At 61.2% G+C, this 18,568-nt stretch carries 25 protein-coding genes and 1 pseudogene; 13 read left to right on the forward strand and 13 right to left on the reverse strand.

Annotation, left to right across the window (positions count from 1 at the left end):
* Nucleotides 1–45: 45 nt before the first annotated feature.
* Nucleotides 46–1,200: a DUF1624 domain-containing protein gene (locus K1567_RS01180; RefSeq protein ID WP_220698020.1), complete on the reverse strand. Its 1,155-nt coding sequence runs from the start codon at nt 1,198–1,200 to the stop codon at nt 46–48.
* A gap of 124 nt (nt 1,201–1,324) precedes the next feature.
* Between K1567_RS01180 and K1567_RS01185 the strand changes: the two genes are divergently transcribed.
* Both K1567_RS01185 and yfcF read left to right on the forward strand, forming a co-directional pair.
* Nucleotides 1,325–1,879: a DUF924 family protein gene (locus tag K1567_RS01185; RefSeq protein ID WP_259445037.1), complete on the forward strand. Its 555-nt coding sequence runs from the start codon at nt 1,325–1,327 to the stop codon at nt 1,877–1,879.
* A 95-nt stretch (nt 1,880–1,974) separates the two neighbouring features.
* Nucleotides 1,975–2,607, forward strand: a complete 633-nt coding sequence (gene yfcF, locus K1567_RS01190; protein ID WP_213547366.1) for a glutathione transferase — start codon at nt 1,975–1,977, stop codon at nt 2,605–2,607.
* Here yfcF and K1567_RS01195 read toward each other — a convergent pair.
* Nucleotides 2,582–2,854, reverse strand: coding sequence for a hypothetical protein (locus tag K1567_RS01195; protein WP_034098540.1), 273 nt, complete (start codon nt 2,852–2,854; stop codon nt 2,582–2,584). The genes yfcF and K1567_RS01195 overlap by 26 nt on opposite strands.
* Before the next feature lie 130 nt (nt 2,855–2,984).
* Here K1567_RS01195 and K1567_RS01200 point away from each other — a divergent pair, with 130 nt between their 5' ends.
* Nucleotides 2,985–3,629: a hypothetical protein gene (locus tag K1567_RS01200; RefSeq protein WP_034098538.1), complete on the forward strand. Its 645-nt coding sequence runs from the start codon at nt 2,985–2,987 to the stop codon at nt 3,627–3,629.
* Nucleotides 3,630–3,663: 34 nt separating this feature from the next.
* Nucleotides 3,664–4,005 (forward strand): hypothetical protein, encoded by a 342-nt coding sequence (locus tag K1567_RS01205; RefSeq protein ID WP_034098536.1) that lies wholly within the window; start codon nt 3,664–3,666, stop codon nt 4,003–4,005.
* Nucleotides 4,006–4,053: 48 nt separating this feature from the next.
* Here K1567_RS01205 and K1567_RS01210 read toward each other — a convergent pair whose 3' ends face one another.
* Both K1567_RS01210 and K1567_RS01215 read right to left on the reverse strand, forming a co-directional pair.
* Nucleotides 4,054–4,800 (reverse strand): creatininase family protein, encoded by a 747-nt coding sequence (locus tag K1567_RS01210; RefSeq protein ID WP_034098534.1) that lies wholly within the window; start codon nt 4,798–4,800, stop codon nt 4,054–4,056.
* Between the two features lie 30 nt (nt 4,801–4,830).
* Nucleotides 4,831–5,544: a murein L,D-transpeptidase catalytic domain family protein gene (locus tag K1567_RS01215; RefSeq protein ID WP_034098532.1), complete on the reverse strand. Its 714-nt coding sequence runs from the start codon at nt 5,542–5,544 to the stop codon at nt 4,831–4,833.
* 38 nt (nt 5,545–5,582) lie between these two features.
* Between K1567_RS01215 and K1567_RS01220 the strand changes: the two genes are divergently transcribed.
* Complete coding sequence (locus K1567_RS01220) at nt 5,583–7,184, forward strand: murein L,D-transpeptidase (protein ID WP_034098530.1); 1,602 nt, start codon at nt 5,583–5,585, stop codon at nt 7,182–7,184.
* Nucleotides 7,185–7,350: 166 nt separating this feature from the next.
* On the opposite strand, the gene K1567_RS01225 is transcribed toward K1567_RS01220, so the two are convergent.
* Nucleotides 7,351–7,851: an AAA family ATPase gene (locus K1567_RS01225; RefSeq protein WP_034098528.1), complete on the reverse strand. Its 501-nt coding sequence runs from the start codon at nt 7,849–7,851 to the stop codon at nt 7,351–7,353.
* Nucleotides 7,852–7,929: 78 nt separating this feature from the next.
* On the opposite strand from K1567_RS01225, the gene dapF reads away from it, so the two are divergent.
* Nucleotides 7,930–8,733, forward strand: a complete 804-nt coding sequence (gene dapF, locus K1567_RS01230) for a diaminopimelate epimerase (RefSeq protein WP_034098526.1) — start codon at nt 7,930–7,932, stop codon at nt 8,731–8,733.
* Here dapF and K1567_RS01235 read toward each other — a convergent pair.
* Together K1567_RS01235 and K1567_RS01240 are read right to left on the reverse strand one after the other, a co-directional pair.
* Nucleotides 8,721–9,863 (reverse strand): PAS domain-containing sensor histidine kinase, encoded by a 1,143-nt coding sequence (locus K1567_RS01235; protein ID WP_034098524.1) that lies wholly within the window; start codon nt 9,861–9,863, stop codon nt 8,721–8,723. The genes dapF and K1567_RS01235 overlap by 13 nt on opposite strands.
* Entirely contained in the window at nt 9,853–10,668 is an 816-nt protein-coding gene (locus tag K1567_RS01240) for an alpha/beta fold hydrolase (protein ID WP_034114088.1), read from the reverse strand. The genes K1567_RS01235 and K1567_RS01240 overlap by 11 nt, the downstream gene beginning before the upstream one ends.
* 127 nt (nt 10,669–10,795) lie before the next feature.
* Between K1567_RS01240 and K1567_RS01245 the strand changes: the two genes are divergently transcribed.
* The gene (locus tag K1567_RS01245; protein WP_034098521.1) at nt 10,796–11,995 is read left to right on the forward strand and encodes a YgcG family protein; all 1,200 of its coding nucleotides are present in this window, start codon (nt 10,796–10,798) and stop codon (nt 11,993–11,995) included.
* A 14-nt stretch (nt 11,996–12,009) separates the two neighbouring features.
* Here K1567_RS01245 and K1567_RS01250 read toward each other — a convergent pair whose 3' ends face one another.
* Nucleotides 12,010–12,435, reverse strand: a complete 426-nt coding sequence (locus K1567_RS01250) for a GNAT family N-acetyltransferase (RefSeq protein ID WP_169868714.1) — start codon at nt 12,433–12,435, stop codon at nt 12,010–12,012.
* Nucleotides 12,436–12,452: 17 nt separating this feature from the next.
* Nucleotides 12,453–12,944, reverse strand: a complete 492-nt coding sequence (locus tag K1567_RS01255) for a GNAT family N-acetyltransferase (protein WP_034114084.1) — start codon at nt 12,942–12,944, stop codon at nt 12,453–12,455.
* A gap of 357 nt (nt 12,945–13,301) precedes the next feature.
* Here K1567_RS01255 and K1567_RS01260 point away from each other — a divergent pair, with 357 nt between their 5' ends.
* Entirely contained in the window at nt 13,302–13,769 is a 468-nt protein-coding gene (locus K1567_RS01260) for a GNAT family N-acetyltransferase (protein ID WP_169868689.1), read from the forward strand.
* A 150-nt stretch (nt 13,770–13,919) separates the two neighbouring features.
* Nucleotides 13,920–14,397, forward strand: a pseudogene (locus K1567_RS01265) (DUF488 family protein).
* A gap of 21 nt (nt 14,398–14,418) precedes the next feature.
* Here K1567_RS01265 and K1567_RS01270 read toward each other — a convergent pair.
* Nucleotides 14,419–14,688 (reverse strand): hypothetical protein, encoded by a 270-nt coding sequence (locus K1567_RS01270; protein ID WP_034098514.1) that lies wholly within the window; start codon nt 14,686–14,688, stop codon nt 14,419–14,421.
* Nucleotides 14,689–14,810: 122 nt separating this feature from the next.
* Nucleotides 14,811–15,296: an HIT family protein gene (locus K1567_RS01275; protein WP_034114076.1), complete on the reverse strand. Its 486-nt coding sequence runs from the start codon at nt 15,294–15,296 to the stop codon at nt 14,811–14,813.
* Nucleotides 15,297–15,436: 140 nt separating this feature from the next.
* Here K1567_RS01275 and K1567_RS01280 point away from each other — a divergent pair, with 140 nt between their 5' ends.
* Complete coding sequence (locus tag K1567_RS01280; protein WP_034098512.1) at nt 15,437–15,766, forward strand: DHCW motif cupin fold protein; 330 nt, start codon at nt 15,437–15,439, stop codon at nt 15,764–15,766.
* A 42-nt stretch (nt 15,767–15,808) separates the two neighbouring features.
* On the opposite strand, the gene K1567_RS01285 is transcribed toward K1567_RS01280, so the two are convergent.
* On the reverse strand, nt 15,809–16,276 hold the full coding sequence (locus K1567_RS01285; RefSeq protein ID WP_034098510.1) for a copper chaperone PCu(A)C: 468 nt from the start codon (nt 16,274–16,276) through the stop codon (nt 15,809–15,811).
* The gene (locus K1567_RS01290; protein WP_034098508.1) at nt 16,276–16,881 is read right to left on the reverse strand and encodes an SCO family protein; all 606 of its coding nucleotides are present in this window, start codon (nt 16,879–16,881) and stop codon (nt 16,276–16,278) included. The genes K1567_RS01285 and K1567_RS01290 overlap by 1 nt, the downstream gene beginning before the upstream one ends.
* A gap of 195 nt (nt 16,882–17,076) precedes the next feature.
* On the opposite strand from K1567_RS01290, the gene K1567_RS01295 reads away from it, so the two are divergent.
* From K1567_RS01295 to K1567_RS01305, 3 genes are all read left to right on the forward strand, one after another.
* Entirely contained in the window at nt 17,077–17,460 is a 384-nt protein-coding gene (locus K1567_RS01295) for a DUF2946 domain-containing protein (protein ID WP_169868690.1), read from the forward strand.
* A 62-nt stretch (nt 17,461–17,522) separates the two neighbouring features.
* On the forward strand, nt 17,523–18,044 hold the full coding sequence (locus tag K1567_RS01300; RefSeq protein WP_034114070.1) for a putative natural product biosynthesis protein: 522 nt from the start codon (nt 17,523–17,525) through the stop codon (nt 18,042–18,044).
* A gap of 67 nt (nt 18,045–18,111) precedes the next feature.
* Nucleotides 18,112–18,555, forward strand: a complete 444-nt coding sequence (locus K1567_RS01305) for a membrane protein (RefSeq protein ID WP_034098503.1) — start codon at nt 18,112–18,114, stop codon at nt 18,553–18,555.
* The last annotated feature ends 13 nt before the right edge of the window (nt 18,556–18,568 follow it).

Below are 18,568 nucleotides of genomic sequence, written 5' to 3' on the forward strand. Positions count from 1 at the left end.
GGCTTGCCCCCGCCCAGATTTGTGTCAGATCAAAGGTACTTAAGCTCAAAGGTACTTAAGCCAGGCCAGGTCGCGGCGGCGATCCTTGAGCCTGGCGAACCAGTGCACGGGCGGGTAGAGCGCCAGGGGCAACATCAACGCCAGCAGCCACACTGCACCCACAGAGTCGAAGCCGAAGTAGTTGCCATGGTTGAGACCGAACAGCGCGACACAGGCGATATACAGCACCTTCAGCACATAAAGATGCAGCAGGTAAAAGAACATCGGCACCGAACCCATCACCGCCAACACCCCGATCCAGCGTCGAGGCCCGGCGCGTTCAAATGCCAGTAACAGCAGCAGACCCATGCCCAGGGTCAACGCCAGAAACAACAGTGAAGGCGGATACTTGGTCACATTGAAAAAACTCATCATCGTTTGCACGCCTGCGTCATACGCCTGCCACGGCTTTTCGCCGTAGCCGTTGATGGTGCGCAACACCACAAACCCCACCAGCGCGCTCACGCCCGCCAGTAGCAGATAACGCTGACGGGTGCCGGGCGGCGTGGCATTGGCAAACCACGGTCCTAGGCCGTAACCCAGGGCAATCACACCGATCCACGGCAACACCGGGTAGGTGACGCGCAGGCGCAGGTTGTCGCTGACATCGATCCAACTGCGCTCATGCAGCATCGACCATAGGGTTTGCAGCGCCGACCCTGGCGCGAAGTGCACACCATCGAGCAGGTTGTGCCCGGCGATAAGCAGCAGCGCGAACACAATCAACAATGGGCGCGGCAACCACACCAGCGCGGCCAGGGCGAGCATGCTTACGCCGATGGCCCAGATCACCTGTAGGTAGATCCCGCTGGGCGGCAGTTGGAAGGTCCAGGCGAAGTTGACCAAGGTGAATTCCAACACCACCAGAAACAGCCCGCGCTTGAACAAAAACGCGGACACGTCGCGCCGTCCCTGGTACTTCTGACCGTACAACCACGCCGACAGCCCGGTCAGCAACACAAACACCGGCGCGCACAGGTGGGCGAGGGTACGACTGATAAACAGCGCCGGCTCAGTGCTGTCGATGTTCATGGGGTCGCCGACCTGGCGGTGCATTAAGAAGGTCTCGCGTACATGGTCGAGCAACATGAACAGAATCACCAAGCCGCGCAGGGCGTCGATGGAGAGCAGGCGTTGGCGCAGGGGAGGAGCGTCGGTCATGGGCGAGGGTCGCAGGCTAGAGATAGACGGAGTGTTATCCTATAACATTCAGGTGCGCAGCGTCCTGCTTCTGATACCTTCTGCGGTATTCGCTCAACCTTCATTGGAGGCCGCCACCGTGACCCTGCATGACGCTACAGCCAGCCATACTCCCCAAAGCGTTGTTGATTTTTGGAAAACCGCGGGCCCCAAACGCTGGTTCGCCAAGAACGACACCTTCGATGCCACATTCCGCGACAGGTTCTACGCGACCCATCTGCAAGCCGCCCGTCGCGAGCTAGAGGGCTGGCTCGATTCGGCGGAAGGTGCGCTGGCCTTGCTGATTCTTCTCGATCAATTCCCGCGCAATGCCTTTCGCGGCACGGCGCATATGTTCGCCACCGACCCGCTGGCACGTCTATATGCAGAGCGTCTGCTCGACGCCGGCCTGGATCAGCAGGTCGAGCCGGCCCTGCGGGCATTCTGCTACTTGCCGTTTGAACACTCCGAAGACCCTGCCGACCAGCAACGCTCCCTGGACCTCAACCAGCACCTGGACGCGAGCACCTATCACTGGGCCAAGGAACACGCGCGCATCATCGAGCGCTTCGGGCGTTTCCCCCATCGCAATGCCGTGCTGGCGCGGGTCACTACCGCAGAGGAACAGACGTTCCTGGACGCAGGAGGCTTTGCCGGCTAAATGCTATTCCTGTCGGGAATGCCCCCATAAAAAGCCCGCATTGTCTTTATCGTCGCCGATCTCGTAGCGTAGGGCTTTATTTCAAGGAGATCGCCATGCACCACGAACCGCTGCGTCTATACGTCGATTCGCTCTACACCAGTCCGTATGCCATGTCGGTATTCGTCACCCTGCGGGAAAAAGGCCTGGCTTTCGACACCATTCCCGTGGACCTGGACGCTGCGCAGAACCAGGGAGCCGATTACACCCGATTGTCGCTGACGCAACGGGTGCCGACCCTGGTTGAGGGTGACTTTGCATTATCGGAGTCTTCCGCGATCACGGAGTATCTGGATCAGGTCTACCCGCATACGCCGGTGTACCCGACTGACCCAAAGCAGCGGGCCAAGGCGCGCCAAGTGCAGGCATGGTTGCGCAGCGATTTACTGCCGATTCGCCAGGAGCGCTCGACGCTGGTGGTGTTTTGCGGGCAGAAGATGCCGCCGTTGTCGCCGGTGGCCGAAGCGGCCGCGGTCAAACTGATCGCGGCGGCCCAGGCGCTGCTGGCGGGTAATCCGGATTATCTATTCGGCCAGTGGTCGATTGCCGATGTAGACCTGGCAGTGATGCTCAACCGCTTGATCCTCAACGGTGACCCGATGCCTGCCGAGCTGGTGGCCTATGCGCAGCGCCAATGGCAACGCCCATCGGTACAGGCGTGGGTCAATCAGCAACGTCCGGCGCTGTAGCCGGTTCGGTCAATTGCGCGGCACGCCGGTCGAGGTCTTCCCAATCGGCCATGCCCAGCACCCGCGTGGTGTTCAAACCGCGCAGATAACCGCGCAGTTGGTGGGCGCTGGCCTGGAACCGGTCGGCGTCCACCGTCTTATCCTGCAGCACCTGCTCGTACTCGGCCAGGTAATCGGCGACCCGGTCGCGAAACTCCGGCAGGACGGCTTCGCGGATGCGGTCGAAGGTTTTCTGGTGGGGCTTCATGGAATAGTCCTTATAGTTTTATCGGTGCACTATCGGTTCAGATAATAGTCACCATCACGTAACGCAAGTTCTGTTTTTGCCGCATAAGCGCAAAATTGCCCCATCGACACGCCGTTCAGGGAAATGCGCGATGAGGACTTTAATTCAACTGTGTTCAATGTTGCTGATGCTCGGCGCTGCCTTGCTCAACAACTCGGCAATCGCCGGCGATCTGCGTACAGGCCATTTGCTACCGATCGTTGCTAGTGTAGACTCTCTGCAGCCTACGCAGTCGGTGGGTGTTTTGCTGAGCGACTACACCCGCGACAACCTCAGCTACCTTGAACGCTACCACGACATGGCCTTGAATGGCGCCAAGGATGCCCTCGACTCACGCATCCGTGCGGCGTTCGTTAACAGTTCCGACCCGGAGCTGGCTATGGACTGGTTGATGCATTCGCTGCAGGGCAGTTTTGTCTCGGTCACCGTTTACGACACTCTGGACGCCTTGGTACAAGCCCATCCCGATGTGGTGGTGATGCTCGACACCCATAATCAGTTGCTCACACCGCGCAATGACCAGGTCCAAGCGCGGTTTGTGGCGCGGTTCTATGACGCCAACCTGCAATACATCGCCAAAGCCGAAGGCTCGGTGCAGCGGCAAGTGCCGTCGGTGTGGGTGCGTGACAAGGCTGCACCGGAGATTGCCGCGCAGATCGAACAGCAGCGCGATGTGCAGCTCGATGCCCTGAAGCAGTTCGACGCGTCGCTCAAGGCCCTGATTCGTGCGGGTTGATATGAACTTTTATTGTTATCGTCAGGATTTTTTCATGCGCTCTTTTTTCGTACCGGCCACGGCCTTCGCTTCTGTGTTACTGGCCGGATGCGTTTCCGCACCCAACACCCCGAGCTTGACCTTGCAGACCACCAAGGCGCCTGAAAGCTATGTGCAGTGCGTGCTGCCCAAGCTGGAAAAACACGGCATCTCCTCCACGGTCACGCAAAATTCCCGTCACGTCAAAGTGGTGTTGACCAGCAAGATTGCTGCCGACGACGTGCTGGAAGCCTACAAAGCCGGGGAGGGCGCCAAGGTGTTTTTGTATGAGCGCAAGCCGCTGGCATCGACCATTACCCCGTCGCGGCTGGAGATAGCGGCCAAGGAATGCCAATAACCCGATGACGGCGATGAGAGGGGCTTGGCCCCTCTCACCAAGGGTGATTTACGGTTTGGCTTCGTCAGCGAAGTGGCCCACCGTTTTGATCAGCCCCTGAGCAGCCAACGCCACCAACTCCCCACCTTTTTCCACCGTCGCCAGTGCCGGGTCCGAGCCCATGCGGCCATCGGGGAAGCGCGCGCGGAAGTCCAGGGCTTCGCGGATTGGCCCGGTGTTGGCAATTTGTGGCGAGTAGTCGGCCGTCTTGATTGCGTCCGGATAGGCCCATTGCGTCACCGCAATTTCCGACGGTGTGGCGTGGCTGCCATGGCCGACCGGGAACTGACGCTGGGCCAGCTCATTGACGCCCTCCAGATCCCACCAGTTCACCAGTTTCAGCGCGAACCCGGCCGGGCGCCGCGCAAAGCTGGCTTCAGCGTACAGCTCGGAAAAGGCTGCCTCGATGGTGGCGATATTGCCGCCATGGCCGTTCAAGAACAGGATCTTCTCGAAACCATGCCCGGCCAGCGAACGCACCCAGTCGCCAATCGCAGCGATAAAAGTGGAAGGGCGCAGCGAGATGGTGCCGGGAAACCCCAGGTGGTGCTGGGCCATACCGATATTGAACGTGGGGCCTATCAGCAGATCGGCGTGCCGTTGCGCCTCATGGGCGATAATTTCCGGGCACATCCAGTCGGTGCCCAGCAGGCCGGTGGGGCCGTGTTGCTCGTTGGAACCGATGGGCACCACCACCGTGCGGCTGCGCTGTAGAAACTGCTCGATCTCGATCCAGGTGGACTTATGTAGAAGCATTGAGTGCTCTCTTTAATCGGTGGGGACAGGCTAACCGCCACGGATTGTACGACTACTGGCCACCTGCTGGGGTTTGCAATTGAGGTAGGTCGAGGACTTCAACCAGCGCTGGTCGGGATACCACGAAAACATGAACTGCCCGTCCTTGAGCTTGTCCACCACTTGACGCGCCACTTGCGGGCGGACGGCCGGGCAACCCTGGCTGCGACCGATACGGCCTTCGCGCTTGCTCCACAGCGGGCTGACGTAGTCGGCGGCATGAATCACAATGGCGCGGTCGCGGGCTGAGTCATTGAAGCCTGGCTCCAGGCCATCCATGCGCAGCGAATAGCCGTGGGTGCCCAGGTAACTCTCCTGGGTGCGGAACAGGCCCAGGCTGGATTGATGGCTGCCTTCAAGGTTGGAGAACTGCGTAGCGAAGTTTTCCCCGGACTTGGCGCCGTGGGCCACCAAGTCGCGCAGCAGCAGGGTTTTCTTGCGCAGGTCGAAGATCCACAGGCGACGGGCGGTCGAAGGTTGGGAATAATCGATCACAGCCAGGCGCTCGGAACGTTCTTCGCCATTATTGACCGCACATTGCACGGCGTTCAGGGCGCTTTTGAGCACAGTGGGATTGAGTTCTGGAGCCGAGCGCGCCAGGCTGCTATACAAGGAAGGAACGTTGCCGTCGGCGGCGAGCACAGATGTACTCAACACAGCCAGGCTTGCGGTGATCAGGCCGAGGCGGCACATAAAAGTCAGCATCTACAGTACTTCCCCCACTGTGGATTGGAGCTAAGGCATTGTTCAAAAAACACGCATGTTACTTGAGCATTTGCTTGCTCGTTGCACCACTGGTCGCCACGGCCGAAGCGCTGCCCGTTGAACCCTTGCCGGTGACCACGCCGGCGCCGATCGACCTGGCCCCCGTGCAACAGGCGCTGGCGCAGTTGCCCAGTGTCTGCCCTGGCCTGGCGCCGCAGATCGACGCCGCCGCGCAACTGCGTCTGCAAGCCTTTTATCAGCAGCAGGGCGATGTCGCGTTGTGGTCCGACGAAGCCCGTCGCCAAGCCTTGCATGCCCAACTGCAATTGCTCGCCGATGACGGCCTGGACCCTTCCCACTATAGCCTGCCAACCGTAGATGCCACGGCCAACGTGCTGTGCAGCGATATCGACAGCAGCCGCCACTATCTGCAAGCCCTGCAGGATTTGCACTACGGGCGCTTGCAGCAATCGCGCTTCGAGCCGCTGTGGCACGCGCAGCCGCCGAGCGGCGATCCGAATGCCGAGGTGTTGGCCTTCGCTGCATTGGGCCTGCACGACATGGCGCAAGCCTTCGACCAGGCGCGCCCCAGCGCCGACCTCTACCGCAGCCTGCGCAATGCCTACGCCAGCGTGCGTCAGCAACCCTTGCCCCATTGGGACCCGGTGGGCAGCGGCCCGTTGTTGCGCCCTGGCATGGAAGACGCGCGAGTACCGGAGCTGGCACGGCGTCTCTTTAGTGGCGGCTACCTGGCCGCTGAACCCAAGGGAGGCGGCAAGCAGTACCGCGCGGAACTGGTAGACGCGGTCAAAGCCTTTCAGCTCAGCCATTCATTGCAGGCCGATGGCGTGATCGGCGCCGGCACGGTGGCCGAACTCAATATCAGCCCGGCGGTACGGCGCGAGCAGTTGCGCATCAACCTCGAACGCTTCCGCTGGCTGGCCCAGGACCTGGAACCCGAAGGCGTGCTGGTCAACGTCGCCGCCGCGCAACTGAGCGTGTACCAGAGCGGCATTCCCGTATGGCAAACCCGTCTGCAAGTGGGGCGCGCCGAGCGCCAGACACCGTTGCTCAAGTCGCGCATCACCCGCCTGACCCTCAACCCTACGTGGACCATCCCGCCCACCATCATGCGCGAGGACAAGCTCCCGGCCATTCGCCTCAACCCCGAATACCTGCGCCAGCAGAACCTGCAAGTGCTCGATGCCGAAGGCCACCCGCTGGCGCCGGAACAAATCGACTGGGCGCGCCCCGGCAATATCTTGCTGCGCCAGGAAGCCGGCCCGCGCAATCCGCTGGGCAAAATCGTGATGCGCTTTCCCAATCCCTACTCGGTGTACCTGCACGACACCCCCAGCCAGCCGCTGTTCACCAAGGGCCCGCGCGCGTTCAGCTCCGGCTGCGTGCGGGTTGAACAACCGTTGCTGCTGCGCGACCTGCTGGTCAGTCCTGCCGAGCGCGCTCGCACCGACGAACTGCTGGCCACCGGCGTGACCCACGAATTCCGCCTGGCCACTCCCGTGCCGGTGCTGTTGAGTTACTGGACCGTGGAAGTGGATCGTCAAGGCGGGCTGGTGTACGCGCCGGATATCTACGGGCGCGACCCGGTGCTGATGAAGGCGATGGGCAGCGTGCTTTGATACAGGGCTGCTTCGCGCCCTAGCGCGGGCGGTGCGACGATTCCACAAGCCCGCTCACCACCTAAAAGCTCACGGCAAAAGCGTGCTTAGGGTGGCTTTATGGGGTGAGCGGACTTGCCCCGCGCTGGGTGGCGCAGCAGCCCCAAAAACACCAGCGCGATTCCACTTATCGCCCCAGATGAGCGAGCAGCCTTTCAACCGCCTCGGCTGCCGATAGGTTCGCCGTGTCGACGCTCAATGGCGCCTGCGCCCAGGCTTCGTACTCATGGGCCATCACCGACCGCCAGGTGGGTGGCGTCAGGCCGGGGATATCCCCCGTACGGCATTCAACCCGGCGTTGATGTTCTTGTCGGTCAGAGCAAATCACCTCTACGTCCACTAACTCCACGCCCGCCGCCAGGGCCACCGTTTGCCAAGCGGCGCGGCTTTCCCGCACGGGGTTGACACCGTCTGCGATCACACAATGGCCCAAGCGCAGATTGCTCAACGCCACGGCATTGGCCACACCGTAACCGCTGCTGCCCACATCGCCCGCCAGCACCCCGGCATCGCGAATGGCCTGCTCGATCACATCGATCCGCAGGTAAACCGCGCTGAGCCGCCGCGCCAGTTCATAGGCCAGGGTGGTCTTGCCGGTGCCGGGCAATCCGCTGAAGACAATAAGCATGGTTCGGTCCTTCGATAGGCCAGGGTGCGGCTTCAGGGTATCCTCAGGTTCCCTCTGCGGTCGACCTCAGGACAGCCCGTGACTCTACCTTTCGTGAAAATGCACGCCCTGGGTGATGACTTCATCATCATCGACCGTCGGGGTCTGGACGACCCCATTACCGCTCAGATCGCTCGGCGTTTGGGCAATCGTCATACCGGCATCGGCTTCAATCAACTGGCCGTGGTGCTGGACTGCGATGACGCCGCCGCACGCGTCAAATTCTGGAATGCCAATGGCACGGCCTTGCAAGCCTGCGGCAGTGCGACGCGAGGGGTGGCCGACCGTTTGATGCATGAAGCCGGCAGTGACTCGATTGTGCTGCGGACCGATCGCGGCTTGCTCACTTGCACCCGTGAGGCAGGGCGGCGGGTGTCGGTAAGCATGGGGCCGCCATCGCTGGAGTGGGCAGCGGTACCGTTGGCCGAAGCCCTGGACACCCTTGACTTACCGCTCGAAGGGCGCCCGGCGGCGTGCAGCATGGGCAACCCGCATTGCACGTTTTTCGTGGCGGATATCCTCGCCGTCGACCCGGCCGTTACGGGCCCGGAGCTGGAGCAGCATCCATTATTCCCGGCGGGAACCAACGTACATTTCGTCCAGGTGCTCAACCGTGGCCACATCCGCCTGCGTATCTGGGAGCGCGGCGGCGGCGTGCCGTTGGGCTCGGGAACGTGTTGTTGTGCGGCAGTGGTCAATGGTATCCGCCGTGGTTTGCTGGACAGCAGAGTGCAGGTGCAATGCGATGGCGGCACGGTCAGGGTGGATTGGGACGGGCAAGGCGCAGTGGTGTTGACCGGCAGTGTCGAGCCGGTCATGCAGGGCAACGCCTACGTGTTCTGAAACGTCACCGTAAACGTAGTGCCGGCGGTCGCGCAGGAACTTACCGTCACATCGCCGCCATGCACCTTGGCCAATTCGCGCACGATGTACAAACCCAAGCCTACGCTGCGCACATCGCTGCCTTGGTCGGTGCCGCGGGTCATGGGTTCGAACAGCCCGGCCAGCATGGCTTGAGGGATCGGCGCGCCGTGGTTATGCACGGATACCGCGCCTGCGCCATTGTCCAGGCGCGAGGTGATGGTGATGGGCTGCTGTAGATCGCCATAGGCCACGCTGTTGGCCACCAGGTTGCCGATGATCTGCTGCACGCGGTCGGCGTCCAGGCACGTCTCGCCAGCGCCTTCGGTGCAATGCACCAGGGTGGCCTTGGGGAAGGCCACACGCAGTTCATCCACCGCGCGATGAATCACGTTGTGCAGGTCCAGTGGTGCGGCTTTGATCACGATGCCTTGGCCGACCCGCGCCTGGGTGAAATCCAGCAGGTCGGCGATCATGCGCTGGGCGCGTTCCGAGGATTGGCCGATATGCCCCAACAGTTGGCGCTCCTTGGCGGTGCGCTCGTTGCGGCTGAGAAAGTCCGAGGCCATGCGAATGGCGGTCAGCGGGTTTTTCAGGTCGTGGCTGACGATCGCCATCATCTGTTCGGCGAACACCGCACGTCGCTGGGAGATAGCGTAGGCCTGCTTCAGCTCCGCCTGGGCATTCTGCAAGGCCAGTTCGGTGGAGGTTTTTTCCTGCAGCAGCGCCTCGGCCAGGTTGCGGGCGTTCAGCAGTTCGCGTTCGTATTTGTCGCGGTCGGTGGTGCCGAACAGCGCCAGGTCGTAGACCACCTCATCGGCCTGCTGGCGTTTATTGCCGTTGAGCAGCACAGTCACCTTGTGGCCATCGCGGTGCAGGATGTCCAGTTTCACTTCGGTGACGCTGCCGTGCATGCGCAGCATAGGGGCCAGATGGGTCTGGTGGAAAATTCGCCCACCCATGGTCAGCAGGTCCTGGAACCTGCGCGTGCACAGCTCGGCAATACTGAACCCCAGCCAATCGCCGAACCGCGCATTGGCCTTGAGGATCGTGCCGTCTTCGCCGGTAACGGCCAGGGCACACGCGGCGCTGTCGAATAATTCAGCCGGCACAGGTGGCCGTCCACGGCGCCAGGAAACCCTGCATGGCCGCCGCGCACGCTTGGGGGGCGCTCATATGCGGGCAGTGGCCGACGTTGTCCACCAGGCAGTACGTGCTGTTGGGCATCACGCTGTGCAGGTACTTGCCCACCGCCACCGGGGCGATCAGGTCGTCGCTCGATTGCAGGATCAACACCGGGGTGGTCAGGCCGATCACGTCCTGGCGGTTGTCCGAGGTAAACGTCACCCGTGCGAAGTGCTTGGCGATATCCGGCTCGGTGCGGCAAAAGCTGTCGGCCAGGGTGTCGCTGAGTGCCGGTTGCCCCGGCGCGCCCATGATCACCGGGGCCATGGCGCTGGACCAGCCCAGGTAGTTACTGTCGAGGGTGTCGAGTAGCTCATCGATATCGCTGCGCTTGAAACCGCCCACGTAACCGTCCGTATCGATATAGCGCGGCGACGGGCCGATCATCACATGGGCCGCGATACGCCCTGGCGCCAGGCGGTCGGCGAGGGTGCCGATCATCGCACTGACCGAGTGCCCAACCAGAATCACCGGGCCTTGGGCATAGGCGGCGATAATCTCGTTCAAGTCGTGGGCGTAGCCGTCCAGCGTGCCGTACTTGGTCTTGTCGAACGCGCTCAGGTCCGACAGGCCCGCGCCCACCAAGTCATAGAGCACTACGCGAAAGTGCTCTAGAAACGGTGGCGCCAAGTCGTTCCACATGGCCTGGTTGCAGCCGAAACCGTGGGAGAACACCAGGGTCGAGGTCCCGTTGCCCATGACGTTGACGTTGTTGCGGTGACGTAGATCCATGGGCATCTCAAGATTATGGCGTATCGCTATTGGCGGCCAGTTTAGATAGTCAAGCGCTTTGGGTCACGCGTTATAGCGCCGATGGGGTAAAGTCGGCGCCTTCAGGAAGAAACCTCAGGTAACAAATATGATGCGTCGGTTGCGGCAAACACTTTTGAGTCTGCTGGTGCTTGTGTGTGCCAGCCTGTTGCTGACCGTTCGCGCCGAGACTTCTCCCATCGGCGTCGCCTTGGACCAGCGGGTGATCGACCTGACCGATACCTTGGACGCCACTACTACCGCCGGTCTCAAGCAACAATTGGCTGACTTGGAACAGCGCAAAGGCGCGCAAGTCGCCGTGCTGTTGGTGCCCACCCTAGGCGGCGCGGACCTTGAGGACTATACCAATCAACTGTTCCGCGCCTGGAAACTGGGGCGCAAGGACGTTAACGACGGCATCCTGTTGCTGGTGGCCAAGGACGATCGCAAGGTACGCATCGAAGTAGGCTACGGCCTTGAAGGCACGGTCACCGACCTGCTGGCGCACCGCATCATCGCGGAACATATCACCCCGGCTTTTCGCCAGGGCGACTATGCAGGCGGGATACAACAAGCGGTCGATGACCTGACCACATTAGTGGATGGCGGCGATCTGCCCGCGGTCGCCGATACCGCCATTGCGCCCGGCGCTATCGCGGTGTTGCTGGCATTTATCCTCGGCGCCATCGGTGGTGTGCTGCTCGCGGCGCGCAAGCTGGATTGGCGCGCTGCGCTGATCGCCACACTGCTGATTACCGTCGGTTTGGCGATCTTTGCCGGTGGCCGCGAATGGCTAATGTACCTGCTGGTAATGCCGCTGACCCTGTTGATCGGCGGCGCGACATTCGGCGCATTGTGGCTGGCGCGCGCTGCCTTCTACGGCGTGATAGGGCTATTGACCTATATCCTCGGGGTGGTGATAGCCAATCGGTTTGTGGAGGTCAGCTATGTCCACTGGCTGGCGTGGCCGCTGGGTGGCCTGGTGGTCCTAGGGTTGTACGTCCTGCTGTTTCTGCTGATCAAGGCGTCCTGGAAGAACAGCCCGCGCGGGTTCCTGCTGCGATTGCTTGCGGTGGCGGCGATCTACGCAGCGGCGGGGCTGCTGCTGGGGCACGGCGCCCAGGGCTGGCTGATCGCGGTGCCGATCGCATCGTTTCTGGCGCTGTTTGTGTTTATCCAAAGCAGCGCGGGGACCGGGTCGGGTGGCGGGTCAAACTCCAGCAGTTCCAGTTCCAGTTCGAGTTCCAGCAGCAGTTCATCCGGTGGCGGCGGTTCCAGCGGCGGTGGCGGGGCGTCGGGGAGTTGGTGAAGTCACGCCAGCGTTCACAGGGTCTTGGACAAGAACACCCGGCTACTGCCGACGGGGTCGCACGGGATCTCGCCAAACCGCACCCACCCGTGTTTTTCGTAGAACCCCGGCGCCTGGAAACTGAGGGTATACAGCACCGCCTGCCGGCAGCCTCGGCGCCGGGCTTCATCCTCGAAAGCGTGCAGCAACTGCCGGCCCAACCCGGCACCGCGCAGTGAGTCGGGCAGGTGGAACAGATCGAGGAACGCCATGCCGAGGGTGGTTTTACCGCTGATGCCGCCAAGGATTTGCTGGGTGTCCGGATCTTTGATCAACAGCGTGAGCGGCACGCGGTCGTTGTAACCGGTGACGGCCTCGTTGAACGCGGCCAGACCGCCACCCAGAATGCGCTCGGCTTCGGGGTTGGGTTGGTCGCTGATTTCAATGCGCGGTGCGGTCATCATCGATCCTCCCTGGATTACAGCGCCATCACCATCTCATGCCACGCCATCCCGCCGTGATCCGAAGGCGATGGGCGTACATAGGTGTAGCCCATGCGCGTATACAGCGGCACATGCTGCTCTTTGCACATCAGATGAATCGTCTGTTTGCCCATGACGCGCATGCGTTGCACGAACTCGGTCATCAGCACGTTGGAATAGCCGTGGCCTTGATGTGCCGGGTCGACCACCACCGACATGATCACCACATTCGGCGCCTCGGGCGCATGGCCCACCAACTCCTTGAACGCCTCGTCCGACATCACCACCTGATGGGCGCAGCCGCTGTTGATAAACCCCACCACCTCGCCATCCGCCTCCAGGATCAGAAAACCCTGGGGGTACTGCGCAATGCGCGTGGCGATCTTTTCCAGCGTCGCGGCTTCGTCGCCTTCGTAGGCGGTTATTTCGATTGCATAGCAGCGAGCGGCATCAGTGGGGAGGGCGTTGCGCAGGGTTAGGGCAGGCATGGGTGTTTCCTGGGACATTGAGCGAAAGGCCACATCATAGCGGCCTCGCTGGGCCTCTGCGCTGAACAGGGCTCAAAAAATGGGAAGGGGCTTGTTCGCGTCAAGCATGGTAACGGATACTTTTTCGACGATTTTGGCCATGGTCGTCGACGTCAAGCAGGCAGTGTGAAACCTGACGGTAACCGTGATACCAATGTGGGAGGGGGCTTGCCCCCGATGGCGGCATGTCGGTCAGCGCATCTATCACTGACCCCGCGCCGCATATAATTGGCGAAACCAGGCTTACCAACTACGCACGGATAGCGACCGTTATTCATTCACCCGAGCGGGTATGAATACGTATGAAGGAAGGACCTCATGCTGGAAATAAAATGCGCCACCCTCAACGATGCCGATGCCGCGTTTGACATCCGCCGCGAAGCCATCCGCAGCCAATGCGTCGGCGCCTACACCGCTGAACAAATGGCACTCTGGACGCGTGGCAAGGCCGAGGACGGCTACAGCGCACTGATGGACAAATCGTTTTATCTGGGCTGGTTCAACGACGAGCCTGTCGCCACCGGCATGCTTGACCTGGACAACAACGAAATCGGTGCGCTGTTCGTGTTGCCCGCTTTCACCGGGCGTGGCTATGGCAAGGCGATGCTGGATCACCTTGAAAGTCTCGCGCGGGAACTGGCGATTGAAGAGGTGGTGCTGGATGCGACGTTGAACGCCGCGAGTTTCTATCGAGCATGTGGTTATGTCGGGGATGAACAGGCCATTTACCACTCACCGTCGGGGTTGCAGTTGGCGTGTATCCCGATGAAGAAGCGGGTTGGCTGAACCGATGGCCTGATGGGCGAGGGCCATAGGTTTGTTACGCAATAATTGGCTCCGCTCGTCACTCGCCACGGCTCGTCAATTTCAGCCGATGTTATAGCCCCGGCGTTTTTTTACCATTTGATCGCGCCGGCAGGCCTTAGGAGAATCTGCATGAACCTCTACACCGCAGGCTACGAGGGACTGACCATCGACGCATTCATTGCACGACTCAAGCAGGCCGGGATCGACAGAGTATTGGATGTGCGTGAATACCCGTTATCGCGGAAAAAAGGTTTTTCCAAAAAATGCCTTTGCCCGGGATCTGGCCGCACAGGGGATCGCTTACGAGCATAACCCGTCGCTCGGCTGCCCAAAGCCCATACGCAAGCAGTACAAGGAAGACGGTGATTGGACAACGTATGCGCGCGAGTTCAGGGCTTATATCCGCACCCAAGGCACGGTGTTGAACGAGCTGGTTTGCAATGCAGCCCAGCAGCGGATTTGTATGGTCTGTTATGAGGCGGACGCCCGTTTTTGCCATCGCAGTTTGATCGCTGAAGCCGCGCAGGAATTGAAGCCCTCGCTCGACATTCAACACCTACCCTTCAAAACAACGCTATTTGATGATCGTCTTCTTTCTGTGGCTTAGGCGGATAAATCAGGCTCACGATCAACCACTGGTTGATTGCAGCTTGTCAATTTCCTCCGAAGTCCATGCTTGCGAGGCTGACTTCTGAATGCGAAGTGCGGTGACGCGTGCAGGTTTGATCAGGCCTAGCGTGACGTTATGCTCAGCCCTGGCTTTATCCAAGGCGTCAAAATTCTCATAAATTTTCAGCCTGTCCAGCAACACGCGCCGCTCGCACCAATCACCTGCGGGCAAAACTCTCCCCGCACAAATGCTGTCCACACCGATCAATATCCGAACTTTGCGTTTCATGCGGGCCATATCCAGACGTTATTTGAACTGTATCCAGAGACCGGAAAACTGCCAGATAGACGTGTAACCGCATATGCAGATCGCCTGCATTACCGCTATGTCAGTTCACGCAAAGGTCGGTATCAATCGCGCATACAGGCGCGCAGGCGGTTGATGACCTGCGCGACGGACGGACCTTGAGTCGCCGGCGTCGTCGGACTCTCGCCGAACTCGCGCCATACAAATAGCGTCAACTCAGCCCCGTCGGTCACTAGTTGGGTCGGGTTATGCGAGCCAAAGCGTTGCAACTGCCGATAACGTTCATCCTGCCAGAACGCGTCTTCCACCCAGTCGTACACCGGGATCAAATGAAAATGCAACGGGAAGCCCGGCATATGCCCATAGCGGCTGATATAGAGCCACTTTGGCCGCAACTGCGTCTGCATAATCCGCTGGGCTCTCGCCAGCAATCCCCCCAGTTCGGCCAGTGCGGCGTCGGGCATGTCGGCAAGAGAATCTATCGGCGCCTTGGCGCCCAGTATCAAGTAACCCGGTAGCCTGGACGTCAGGTGATGATTGAGCTGCCAATGGTCGGTCTCAAACAAGACGTAAGCGGGGTCGATCAGCATCAGCATGCCTCCTCGGAAATGGGGGAGCAGAATAACAAGCACGCCTGCCTGTATGCCGCAAAACCACTCCATCTGTGTCTACCCGCCCCCCCAATCAGCCAGTTAGCCTCAAGCCACCCTAACCCACGACCGAGTCCCCCATGGATCTTACCGCCGTCCCGTTTTGCACCACCGATTGGTCCACTGTTGAACCGGTCATCTACCCCGGTGTGACCGGCAGCGCTACCTGGCGCACCGGGCACTTTGGTACGACTCGCGTGCGTATGGTGGAGTACAGCGCCGGGTACCTGGCGGATCATTGGTGCACCCGCGGGCATGTGCTGCTGTGTCTGGAGGGCGAGTTGCACACCGAGCTGGCGGATGGGCGTCGGTTTACGTTGACGGCCGGGATGAGTTATCAGGTGGGCAATGAGATGGAAGCGCACCGTTCATCGACGCTGGACGGTGCGAAGCTGTTTATCGTGGATTGATGGGCGGGTTGAGGTGAGCCAACCCGAACCGAACGGGTGCAATTAGTGCTTATGGCTAGGGGCCGTGCCGTCCACGCCACGAGCGATGGCTTTGACTTCAACGGCTTGCTGCTCGCCCTTGGCGTTTTCCACGGTCAGGGTCAGCGGCACCGGATCGCCTTCTTTGATCTGGCCGGTCAGGCCCATCAGCATCACATGGTAGCCATTGGGGTCGAGGGTGACGGCTTTGCCGGCAGGCAGGGCCACCGAGTCCACCGGGCCCATGCGCATCACGTCGTCTTGCATGCTCATTTCATGGATCTGCACGTCCTTGGCCACCGGCGAGGCCACGCGCAGCAGCTTGCTGTCGACGTCGGCGGTGACGGTCATGAATGCGCCGCTGGCGGGTTGGCCTGGGACGGTCGCGCGGACCCAGGCGTCGCTGACCTGCACCTGGGCGCTGGCGTGGGCGGCGAGGCCCAGCAGGGTCAGGCCGAGGGTGAGGCGCTTGAGGTGTTGAACGGCAGTCATTAGCAGACCTCCATGACGGTGAGCAGGTCTTCTGCGCACTCTTGAGCGGTAAGGGATGCCTGGAGCCCCAGGCGCAGGTTGCCACGGGTGTCGAAGACAAAACTGGTGGCGGTGTGAGACAGGGTGTAGGTGTCGCCGGCCGGGATCTTTTCATAAAAGATGCCGAATTCCTTAGCGGCCACGGCGATTTCTTCCGGGGTGCCGTACAGCGCTTCGAAGCTGGGGTCGAAGGCTTTTACGTATTTGTCGAGAATCTCCGGCGTGTCGCGTTCTGGGTCCAGGGTGATAAAGATCACCTGCATGATCTCGCCGTCACGGCCCATCAGTTTCTTGGCCTGGGCCGCGCGGGCAAGGGTGGTGGGGCACACCGCCGGGCATTGGGTGAAGCCGAAGAACACTACCGGCATCAGGCCACGGTAGGAACTGAGGGTGACCGTCTCGCCCTCGGTGTTCTTGAGCTTGAACGTGCGGCCCATGATCTTGTCGCTCAAGTCCTTGCCGTACTTGAAATTCAGTTTGGGGCTGTTGTCACAACCGGCCAGCAGGCCCAGGCCCAACAAGCCCATACCGGTCAGGACCTTGCGGCGGGTGAATAACGTACTCATCAACTGTGCATCCTGTGAAACGCCTGCATTGCGCTGGATCTACCCATCAGGCCGTGAAAAAGCAGGCATTTGAAGTAAGAAACGAGGAGGGCGGCAAGTCTACCAACCCACGCCGGCCTGCGTAATCTGCGACGTTCTGCCACAGGGGCGGGTCGCGCTTCATCCGTTGGCGGCTGGGATGGTAGAGTCGCGGCCATGAAATTGAGCCTGCCCGACCGTTCGCTGATCGCCTGGATCCTGTACTGCTGCGTGCTGATGAACCTTTTCGTGTGCGGTTTGAGCCATGGCCAGATGCTCGGCCAGCAGCTCAATGGAATCGGCGGGGCGTTCTGTTCGGTGGACGGCAAACCGGCGCCACTTCCCGATAAAGGGTCGGGCGACGCGGCTTCCAGCAACATTTCGAACTACTTTGCCTGCCCAGTGTGCGCCGCCTTGACCGTCGCCCTGGTGTTCCTGATCGGCTTGGCCTGGCTGCTCGGCCTGGGTCAAACCCCGCGCGCAGCCCATACCCAGCGCAACAAAGCGCCGCCGCGCTACGCCTGGCCCTCGGCCAACCCCCGCGCTTCTCCCGCCTGCTGACGTGTGCCTTGGGCCCCTTGTGACCAGGGGGCGTTCTATCGTCACGAGTGTGAGTGCGTTCCATGAATCATCCATCGCCAGCCGGCGCCCTGCGCCTGCGTGCAGCACCGGCGCCTGCGCAATACCCCAGTAATGCCCGCTGTTTCGTCCACTTGGACGCGCGTCTGTTGCCGTATTGGCACAGCCTGTTCGACATCTGCCCGGCGCTGCTCAAGCTCGACCCGCCCGAAGGCCTGAACCTGTTTCGCAGCTTTATGACCTGGGCCTACCGCAACCAGCCGGCCGCGGATTGGACCTACCACCTGAACGTGTGCCGTTGGTTGCTCGGCTCGGCCTACCGCACGCGCATCAATGAAGAACCCATCGAAGCGTTCATGGCCGCCGCTGCGGCGAGTTGGATCAATACCGACCACAGCCAGGCCGAGGGCATCGTGCTGGCGTGGCGCGCGCTGCGGGTATTCGATTGGAAAGTCACGCCGCCCGCCGCCGTTGAGCAACCGCCATTGCCAGCGTCCGGCTGGGATTTCGCCTGGAGCCCGCTGAGCCGGCGCGGTGAGTGCTGCGGCTGGCAGGTGCTGACTTGATCGGCATCAAGGTGGCCCGCCGCCGCGCGCGCCACACTGCAATCCCGGCGCGACCTGTGAGGCCATCATGCTCTATCTGCTGTTTCTGTTGGCCCACCTGTTCGCGGCGCTGATCTTTATCGGCACGGTGTTTTTCGAAGTGCTGATCCTGGCCAAGGTACAGGCGCAATTGCCCGCCCGGGCGCGGGTGTTGGTGGAACAAGGCATCGGCCGCCGCGCCCGGGCGCTGATGCCGTGGGTGCTGTTGGTGCTGTTCGGTGCCGGTCTCGGGATGGTCTGGCTGCGCTACCTGCCGGTGCTGGCCGCGCCTACGGCGTCGTCCTTTGGCATGTTGCTTTCGCTCAAACTGCTACTGGCCGCCAGTGTGCTGCTGCATTTTGTGACGACCTTACTGCTTATGCGCCGTGGCCGCGCCAGCGAGCGCTACCTGCGCGGGGTACACCTGAGCCTGTTTGCGCATATGGTCGCCATCGTGCTGTTGGCCAAGAGCATGTTCTACCTCAGCTGGTAGGGCCCTTGATGCA

The sequence above is a fragment of the Pseudomonas sp. S5F11 genome, from assembly GCF_019641515.1.
Lineage (GTDB): Bacteria > Pseudomonadota > Gammaproteobacteria > Pseudomonadales > Pseudomonadaceae > Aquipseudomonas > Aquipseudomonas rhodesiae.